This is a genomic window from Comamonas sp. B-9, assembly GCF_000410635.1.
Classification (GTDB): Bacteria; Pseudomonadota; Gammaproteobacteria; order Burkholderiales; family Burkholderiaceae_C; genus Comamonas.
Genome location: NZ_KE148671.1, coordinates 1 through 8,885, shown reverse-complemented (window position 1 = coordinate 8,885; position 8,885 = coordinate 1). Strand labels below are relative to the sequence as shown.

Here is an 8,885-nt window from a genome sequence, read left to right as displayed (position 1 = left end):
GGTGTCCCCCCCCGCCATATCGGCCATGAGGAGCGCAGTGTGGAGCTGGCCCGCAAGCTGCAGCAGCGCCTGCGTGTGCCCAGCGACTGCGCCGAGCTGGCGCTGATGGTCGCCGCCGAGCACGGCAATATCCACCGCAGCCCGGGCATTGCGCCCGCTGCCGTCGTGCGCCTGCTCGAACGCTGCGACGCCTTTCGCAAACCCGAACGTTTTGGCCAGGCGCTGCTGGCCTGCCAGTGCGACGCCCAGGGGCGGCTGGGGCTGCAAGACAAGCCCTATCCGCAACGCGCGCAGCTGCTGGGCCTGCTGGCCGCCGCGCAGGCCGTCAGCACCAAGGAGGTGGCTGAACGCGCCGCCCGCAGCGGCCGCCAAGGCGCCGAGATTGGCGCGATGGTGCATGAGGCGCGCTGTCAGGCGGTGGCGCAGATGGTGGCAGCCGACACTGCCGCAGCCGCTGCCAGCGGACAGCCTTGAGCAGCTGCGGCGCCGGGTCAGGCACTGCCAGGTCAAGCCAGCGGCGCCGCCACCGAATGCAGCAACACCGGCACCGCGCCATCACCGTTGACACTTTCGAGCTGCACGCCAAAGCCCCACAGGCGCGCGGCGTGCTTGAGCACCTCCTGCACATCGTCGGACAGCGGGCGGCCCTGGTACTGGGTGTGGCGCAAGGTCAGGCAGCGGTCGCCGCGCAGGTTCACATTCCAGACCTGGATATTGGGCTCGCGCGCGCCCAGGTCGTACTGCTGTGACAGGGTCTGGCGCAGGTTGCGGTAGCCGTCTTCGTTGTGGATGGCGCTGACCAGCAGCTCGCGCTCGCTGGCGTCATCATGGATGGAAAAAAGGCGCATGTCGCGCATCAGCTTGGGGCTCAGGTACTGGCCGATAAAGCTCTCGTCCTTGTAGTTCTGCATGGCATGGTGCAGCGCCGGCAGCCAGGGCGTGCCGGCCAGATCGGGGAACCAGCGCCGGTCTTCTTCGCTCGGGTGCTCGCAGATGCGCTGGATGTCGCGGTACATCGCAAAGCCCAGCGCGTAGGGGTTGATGCCGCTGTAGGCACGGTGGCCGGCAGGCGGCTGGTAGATCACATTGGTGTGCGACGACAGCCATTCGATCATCACCCCATCGGTGAGCCAGCCCTCGTCATACAAGGTGTTGAGCAAGGTGTAGTGCCAGAAGGTGGCCCAGCCCTCGTTCATCACCTGGGTCTGGCGCTGCGGGTAGAAGTACTGGGCGATCTTGCGCACAATGCGCACCACCTCGCGCTGCCAGGGCTCCAGCAGCGGGGCGTTCTTCTCGATAAAGTACAGCAGGTTTTCTTCGGGCTCCTTGGGAAAGCGCTCATGGTGCTGGGCCGGGCTGTTCTTGTCCGGGCGCGCCGGCAGGGTGCGCCACAGCTCGTTGACCTGCTGCTGGGCATAGGCCTCGCGCTGTTCGCGCTCGGCGCGTTCGCGCGCCAGCGTCTTCTTGGACGGGCGGCGGTAGCGGTCCACGCCGAGGTTGGCCAGCGCATGGCAGGAGTCGAGCCACTGCTCCACCGTGTCAATGCCGTGCTTCTCTTCGCACTGCGCGATGAAGTCGCGCGCATAGACCAGGTAGTCAATGATGCTGCCCGCATCGGTCCACATGCCAAACAGGTAGTTGCCTTTGAAGAAGCTGTTGTGCCCGTAGGCCGCATGGGCAATCACCAGCGCCTGCATCGCGGTGGTGTTCTCCTCCATCAGGTAGCTGATGCAGGGGTTGGAGTTGATGACGATCTCGTAGGCCAGACCCATGTGGCCGCGGCGGTAGCGCCGCTCGGTGGCCAAAAACTCCTTGCCATAGCTCCAGTGCCGGTAGCCCACCGGCATGCCGACGCTGGCATAGGCGTCCATCATCTGCTCGGCCGAGATCACCTCGAGCTGGTTGGGGTAGGTGTCCAGCCCATAGCGCTCAGCCGTCGCGGCAATGGCCGCGTGGTAGCGCTCGATCAGCTCGAAGGTCCAGTCGCTCGGATCGGGCAAGGGCTGGTTCGGGCGCTGGCCCGCTGGTCGGGGTGTGGCGGGCACGTCGCGCTGGGAGCGGTCGCCAGAAAACGGCACTTTCCAATGTGGGGAGCCCTTGCGCCGTGCGAGCACGGGGTATTGCGACGGGTTCATACCGGTACCCCTTCCTTCTTGAACAGATCGCGGAACACCGGGTAGATATCCCCGGGCTCGGCCACCTTGCGCATCGCGAAATGCGGAAACAGCGGCAGCAACTGGCTGTATTCCTGCCAGAGGCTTTGCTCGTCCGGGGCCACCTGCACATAGGCAAAGTAGCGCGCCAGCGGCAGGATCTTGTCAGCCAGCAGGCTGCGGCAGTTGCCGCCGTCGTCGCCAAAGTTGTCGCCGTCGCTCGCCTGGGCCACGTAGATGTTCCAGTCGGCCACCGGGTAGCGAGCGCTGATGACCTGGTCGAGCAGCACCAGCGCGCTGCTGACCACGGTGCCACCGCTTTCGGTGGAATGAAAGAACTCGTCCTCGCCCACCTCGGCCGCCTGGGTGTGGTGGCGGATGAAGACGATCTCGATCTTCTCGTAGTGGCGGGTGAGAAACAGGTAGAGCAGGATGAAAAAGCGCTTGGCCAGGCCCTTGCGCGACTGGTCCATCGAGCCCGAGACATCCATCACGCAAAACATCACCGCCTGGCTGCTGGGCTCGGGCACCTTGGTACGGCTGCGAAAGCGCAGGTCCAGCGGATCGAGAAAGGCCACCTTGCCCATGCGCGCCTGCAGCAAGGCGATGCGCTGCTGCAGCTCGGCCACCGCTTCGCTGGTGCCGTCATCCTGCGCCACGAGGTCTGCCAGCGCGTCCTCCAGCGCCTTGAGTTCACGGTTGGGCGCCTTGGTCAGCGCAATGCGCCGGCCCAGCGCGCCGCGCATGGTGCGCAGCACGGCCAGGTTGTGCGGCGTGCCGTCATGGCTGTAGCCGGCGCGGCGCGTCTTGTACTGCAAGGTGCTGGCGATATGGGTGCGCAAGAGGCGCGGCAGCGCCAGGTCTTCAAAGAAGAGTTCCATGAACTCTTCCTTGGTCAGGGTGAAGGTGAAGTCGTCCTCACCCTCGCCGCTGTCACTGGCCTGGGAGCCACCACCCCCGCCCGCACCGCCCTGGGGCCGCGCAATGCGGTCGCCCCGCACATGCTCGGTATTGCCCGGGTGCACGGTGTCGCGCACACCCCCTTGCCCATGGTGAAAAACGGGCTCCTGGATGTCCTTGCGCGGGATGGTGATGTTCTCGGCCTGCTCGATATGGCGGATATCGCGCTTGGCCACCGCGCGGCGCACCGCGTCGGCAATCTGCGTCTTGTAGCGGCGCACAAAGCGCTCGCGGTTGCCCACCGACTTGTTCTTGCCGGCGAGCCTGCGGTCGATGATTTGCAATGCCATCTATGCCCCCATCCATGACCCGGCGCGTTCGGTGCCGGCGCGCCGTTATCGTTGCCTCAGCTGCTCTTGCGCACACGCAGGTACCACTCGCACAACAGGCGCACCTGCTTGGGCGTGTAGCCCTTGGCCTCCATGCGGGTGACAAAGTCCTCGTGCTTACGTGCATCCTCGGCACTCGCCTTGGCGTTGAAGCTGATGACGGGCAGCAGCTCTTCGGTGTTGGAGAACATCTTCTTCTCGATCACCAGGCGCAGCTTTTCGTAGCTGGTCCAGCTGGGGTTCTTGCCCTGGTTGTTGGCACGCGCGCGCAGCACGAAGTTGACGATCTCGTTGCGGAAGTCCTTCGCATTGGCAATGCCGGCGGGCTTTTCCACCTTCTCCAGCTCGGCATTGAGCGCATTGCGGTCGAACACCTCACCGGTGTCGGTGTCGCGGTACTCGCTGTCCTGGATCCAGTAGTCGGCGTAGGTGACGTAGCGGTCAAAGATGTTCTGGCCGTACTCGCTGTAGCTTTCCAGATAGGCCGTCTGGATTTCCTTGCCGATGAACTCGGCGTAGTGCGGCGACAGGTATTCCTTGATGTAGCCGGTGTACTTGGTCTCCAGTTCGGCAGGGAACTGCTCGCGCTCGATCTGCTGCTCCAGCACATACATCAGGTGCACCGGGTTGGCCGCTACCTCGGTGCTGTCGTAGTTGAACACCTTGGACAGGATCTTGAAGGCAAAGCGGGTGGAGATGCCCGACATGCCCTCGTCCACGCCGGCGTAGTCGCGGTACTCCTGGTAGCTCTTGGCGCGCGGGTCGGTGTCTTTCAAGCTCTCGCCGTCGTAGACCTGCATCTTGCTGAAGATGCTGGAGTTCTCGGGCTCCTTGAGGCGCGTGAGCACCGCAAACTGCGCCATCATCTTTAAGGTGCCGGGCGCGCAGACCGCGCTGGCGAGCGAGGATTCGCGGATCAGCTTTTCGTAGATGCGCACCTCCTCCGAAACCCGCAGGCAATACGGCACCTTGACGATATAGACCCGGTCGAGAAACGCCTCGTTGTTGCGGTTGTTGCGGAAGGCCTTCCACTCGCTCTCGTTGCTGTGGGCAAGCACGATGCCATCAAAGGGGATGGCGCCAAAGCCTTCGGTGCCCTTGTAATTGCCCTCCTGCGTTGCGGTCAGCAAGGGGTGCAGCACCTTGATCGGCGCCTTGAACATTTCGACAAACTCCAGCAGGCCCTGGTTGGCCAGGCACAGGCCGCCCGAGTAGCTGTAGGCATCGGTGTCGTCCTGGGCATAGTTTTCCAGCTTGCGGATGTCGACCTTGCCGACCAGGCTGGAGATGTCCTGGTTGTTCTCGTCGCCCGGCTCGGTCTTGGCCACGCCCACCTGGCGCGAGATGCTGGGGTAGCGCTTGACGACCCGGAACTGGCGGATATCGCCGCCGTATTCATCGAGGCGCTTGACGGCCCAGGGCGAGAGCACATGGTTGAGGCAGCGGCGCGGAATGCCGAACTGCTCCTCGAGCACCGGGCCGTCTTCGATCGGGTCGAACAGCGCCAGCGGCGACTCATTGACCGGCGAGCCCTTGAGCGCATAGAACGGCACCTTCTGCATCAGGTACTTCAGACGCTCGGCGATGGAGCTCTTGCCGCCGCCGACCGGGCCGAGCAGGTAGAGAATCTGCTTGCGCTCTTCCAGGCCCTGGGCGGCATGGCGGAAAAAGCTCACCACCTGCTCGATGGAGTCCTCCATGCCGTAGAACTCGGCAAAGGCCGGGTAGCGGCGGATCATCTTGTTGGCAAACAGCCGCGAGAGGTGCGGATCGTTGCGCGTGTCGACCATCTCCGGCTCGCCAATCGCCGCCAGCATGCGGTGTGCCGCGCCCTCGTAGACCATCGGGTCGCGCTGGCACAAGCCAAGAAACTCGTCGAGCGACATTTCCTCTTCGCGCAGGCGCACGTAGCGGGCGGCAGAGTTGCTGATGACATCCATACGACCTCCGTGGCGGCACCCAAGGGGCTGACCGTGCCGCAAACTTGTTAGGACCCCTCTGCAAAACTCCCTGCCTCGTAGTCGGAATGCGTCCATACCATTTGGCGAGGGTTTTGCAGAGCCTCCCTAGGCAACCGTTATCGTGACTTGGTTTTAGCACCTTAGCGGCGCTTTGACCAGATCACATGTCCTACACACGGATGACCACAATGCAGGCAATATTTCTGGTTACGGCGCCAGCGGCCGCGCCGGCCTCTGATAGGCTCTGCCGCCCTCGGAAAACCGTCCAGCAACGCCCGTCACACATCGCCGCAACGGCTCCATTTGGCGGCTGAAGACGGCAGCCCGCCCCGCGCGCATCGTCATAAAAACGACACAACAACGTCATGCCTCTGCCATGGGCGCCGCCGATACTCGCTGCGCACCACAGAGTATGTTGGCCCGGATCTCTCATGGGCCTCTGTGGTGCATCCAAACACCACATAACACCCCACGGAGTTACCGATATGAGCGCAGTGCTGACCTCGCGTCGCCGTCTTTTGCAATTTCTGGGCAGCGCACCTTTGCTGCCCTTGTCCGGCTCCCTGTCTGCAGCAGGCCTGCTGACCGCCTGCGGCGGCGGTGGTGATGACGATGGCCCTACGGCCGCGTTCACGTCGGTGAGCTTCTCCAACATGGCAGCGCCCAACCTGACCAACCCCGCAGCGATGGCGACGACCTCGACCACGGCGGTGATGACCATCCTCTACGCCGACGACAGCAAGCGCGAAGTGGCGCTGGCCTATGAATCCTTCTTTGTCACCGGCGACATGGTGGCAGACGGCAAGGGCGGCAAGATCCTGGCTGGCGGCTACTACGACATCAACAACCAGCCGATCATGGACAAGTCGGTGGCGGGCAGCGAGCGCCACTTCTTCTCCGACTGCCCCGATGGCTCCTCGATCATCCAGGTCGCCGATGCCAAGGTCGACGGCGTCAAGGGCAAGCCCGTGTTTGCCGTGGTGCAATTCGAGTACACCTCCAAGGACCTGTCGGGCGCTGATGCCTACGGCACCCTGCCTTCGCCCATCGCCGTGCTGACCCTGGACCAGGACCAGGACACCGGCAAGCTGAGCCTGGTCAAGTACCACAACGTCGACATGTCCAAGGCCCACGGCCTGTGGATCACCTGCGGCGCCAGCCTCTCGCCCTGGAACACCCACCTGTCCAGCGAAGAGTACGAGCCCGATGCCTTCACCGCTGCCAGCTCGGCCCAGTTCAAGGCCTTCAGCAAGCACGTGTACGGCAACGAAACCACGGCCAACCCATACCACTACGGCCACCTGCCCGAGATCACCGTCAACAAGGACGGCACCGGCACGGTCAAGAAGCACTACTGCCTGGGTCGCATCTCGCACGAGCTGATCCATGTGATGCCCGACAACCGCACCGCGCTGATGGGCGATGACTACACCAATGGTGGTCTGTTCATGTTCGTAGCCGACAAGGAAAAAGACCTGTCCGCCGGCAACCTGTACGTTGCGCATTACACCGATGTGCTGACCGACACCTCGACCGCCAAGATGGAGTGGATCCACCTGGGCCACGCCACCAGCGCCGAGATCGAAGCTTTGGCCAACACCCTCAAGCCGGCCGACATCATGGAGTCGCTGACCACCGACCCGCAGGACGCCAGCTACACCGCGGTGTTCCTGGACGGCAAGGCCGCCTGGCTCAAGCTCAAGCCCGGCATGGAAAAGGCGGCCGCTTTCCTCGAAACCCACCGCTACGCCAACCTGGTGGGCGGCTCGATGGCTTTCACCAAGATGGAAGGCACCACCGTCAACATCAAGGACAAGGTGGCCTACTCGGCACTGGCCAACATCCAGACCTCGATGATCAACGGTGACAAGGCCTGGAATGCCAAGCACAACGTGACCTTCCCCAAGACCGTGAAGGCCGGCGGCGTGCTGGCCCACAACCTGGGCGGCGGCATCAAGGACCGCCAGGGCTCCACCATCAACAGCGAATGGGTGCCACAGCAATCGCACATGCTGATGATGGGCGAGGACATTGCCGCAGACGCACTGGGCAACACCTCCAACCCCGACAAGATCGCCAGCCCGGACAACCTGAAGTTCTCCGAAAAGATGCGCACCCTGTTCATCGGCGAAGACAGCGGCAACCACGTGAACAACTTCCTGTGGGCCTACAACGCCGACACCAAGCAGCTCTCGCGCATCCTGTCGACGCCTGCGGGCGCCGAATCCACCGGCCTGCACGCGGTGGACGAGGCCAACGGCTGGACCTACATCATGAGCAACTTCCAGCACCCAGGTGACTGGAGCGCGCTGCACGCCAAGATCAAGGACCAGCTCGATCCGCTGATCAATGCCAACTACAAGAACAAGTTTGGCGCCTCGGTGGGTTACCTGACCGGCACCCCGCAAGCGGTGAAGCTGTAAGCACAGAGCGCGTGGCCACTCGCGCGCTCGCTTCACAACAAAAAAATGCCATCCAGACGGATGGCATTTTTTCATGGGGCAGTGCGTTTACAAAACCGACTGCAGCCAGCGCACGATCTCGCCAGGCGGCAGCGCGCCGGAGATGCGTGCCGCCTCCTGGCCGCCCTTGAACACCACCATGGTCGGAATGCTGCGGATATTGAAGGGCTGGGCGACGTGCGGATAGGCCTCGGTATCGAGCTTGGCAAAGCGCAGCCGGGGTTCGAGCTGTTTGGCGGCCAGCGCATAGCCGGGTGCCATCTGCAGGCAGGGGCCGCACCAGGGCGCCCAGAAATCCACCACCACGGGGATGTGGTTGCGCCCCAGCTGCTTGGCAAAGCTGTCGGCATCCAGCGCGACCGGCTCGCCGGTGAACAAAGGCTGGTGGCAGCTGCCGCAGTCGGGCTGCTGGGCCAGCTGCGCGCGCTGCACGCGGTTGGTGGTATGGCAATGGGGGCACACAATGTGCAGGCTGTCTTCGGTCATAGGGCTCTCTCCTGCTACCCATCATAGGCAACGATGCACACGCCAGTTGGAGGCCGGTGCCGCATATTTCAAGCCAGTGTCAGCAGTACCGGCTGGTGGTCGGACAGCTGGGTGGTGCTGTCGCTGTGCCAGGCCTGCACATGGCTGCGCAGGCTGTCGCTGACCAGCGCAAAATCACAGGCCACCGGCGCGGGCCCCCAGGTACGGTCAAACAGGCAGAAGGTGGGCGGCTGCGGCGCGCTGCCGTGCAGCAAGGGCCAGCTGTCATGCCAGAGCGCGGATCCATCGGCCTGCGCAGCGACCAGGGCGGCATAGGCAGGCTCACCGGCGTGCAGGTTGAAATCGCCACACAGCACTGCATGCGGGGTGTGCACCGGCGTGGTGTAGGGCGTGGCCGCCGATGCCGCAGCGGGCAGCGCCTGCAGCTGCGCCAGCGCCTCGGCATGGATCGCCCGCAGCGCCTGCACCTGCGCCATGCGCTGGCTCGCGCTGTGGTACTCCAGATGCGTGCACATCACCCGCACCAAGCCCAGC

At 63.9% G+C, this 8,885-nt stretch carries 6 protein-coding genes and 1 pseudogene; 2 read left to right on the top strand and 5 right to left on the bottom strand.

Annotated elements, in window-relative coordinates:
• Positions 1-474: pseudogene (locus tag H928_RS33875) on the top strand (multifunctional CCA tRNA nucleotidyl transferase/2'3'-cyclic phosphodiesterase/2'nucleotidase/phosphatase); the annotation flags it as partial.
• 32 nt (positions 475-506) lie between these two features.
• On the opposite strand, the gene H928_RS0123815 reads toward H928_RS33875, so the two are convergent.
• The 3 genes from H928_RS0123815 to H928_RS0123805 are packed head-to-tail and all read right to left on the bottom strand — an operon-like array spanning position 507 to position 5,382.
• Positions 507-2,135 carry a SpoVR family protein gene (locus H928_RS0123815; RefSeq protein WP_021028743.1) on the bottom strand — a complete coding sequence of 543 codons (1,629 nt, stop codon included), beginning with the start codon at positions 2,133-2,135 and terminating at the stop codon, positions 507-509.
• Positions 2,132-3,403: a YeaH/YhbH family protein gene (locus H928_RS0123810; RefSeq protein WP_021028742.1), complete on the bottom strand. Its 1,272-nt coding sequence runs from the start codon at positions 3,401-3,403 to the stop codon at positions 2,132-2,134. Before H928_RS0123810 ends, H928_RS0123815 begins: the two co-directional genes overlap by 4 nt.
• Positions 3,404-3,459: 56 nt before the next feature.
• Entirely contained in the window at positions 3,460-5,382 is a 1,923-nt protein-coding gene (locus H928_RS0123805) for a PrkA family serine protein kinase (protein WP_021028741.1), read from the bottom strand.
• A gap of 506 nt (positions 5,383-5,888) precedes the next feature.
• Between H928_RS0123805 and H928_RS0123800 the strand changes: the two genes are divergently transcribed.
• Entirely contained in the window at positions 5,889-7,826 is a 1,938-nt protein-coding gene (locus tag H928_RS0123800; RefSeq protein WP_021028740.1) for a PhoX family phosphatase, read from the top strand.
• An 87-nt stretch (positions 7,827-7,913) separates the two neighbouring features.
• Here H928_RS0123800 and trxC read toward each other — a convergent pair whose 3' ends face one another.
• On the bottom strand, positions 7,914-8,351 hold the full coding sequence (gene trxC, locus H928_RS0123795) for a thioredoxin TrxC (protein WP_021028739.1): 438 nt from the start codon (positions 8,349-8,351) through the stop codon (positions 7,914-7,916).
• 68 nt (positions 8,352-8,419) lie between these two features.
• The coding region (locus tag H928_RS32650) for an endonuclease/exonuclease/phosphatase family protein (RefSeq protein WP_027011332.1) at positions 8,420-8,885 on the bottom strand (466 nt) is incomplete at its 5' end.